The 249-nt window shown below is 69.9% G+C and carries 1 protein-coding gene; it reads right to left on the bottom strand.

Features of this window, described 5'->3' with window-relative positions; translation table 11 throughout:
• Positions 1-249 (bottom strand): hypothetical protein (locus JT719_RS25005; RefSeq protein ID WP_207436487.1); only part of this gene is annotated, 249 nt, incomplete at both ends.

The raw sequence follows: 249 nt of genomic DNA, 5'->3' as shown, positions 1-249 counted from the left end.
CCATCCGTGCCCGAACCAGAACCGGAAAGGAGGACGTTGGCCTCGGTCAGCGCGGTGCGCTGCACGCCTGCGAGCTTCACCGAACCGGTCGGACCGAAGGTGACGACGGTGTCGGCGCCCTCCTGTGTGGTCGCCGCCAGGAAGGCCTGGAAGCTGGTGAAGGCGGTGATTGCCCGCAGGACCCGCCCGGCGCCACCGGAACCGGCGGTGAGGCCGTCGATGTAGCCCCAACCCTCGTTGGCCCGGAAC

The organism is Sabulibacter ruber, assembly GCF_017355955.1.
In the GTDB taxonomy this organism is placed as follows: domain Bacteria; phylum Bacteroidota; class Bacteroidia; order Cytophagales; family Hymenobacteraceae; genus Nibribacter; species Nibribacter ruber_A.
The sequence above is the reverse complement of the archived record's forward strand: the minus strand, read 5'-3'. Positions and strand labels throughout refer to the sequence as shown.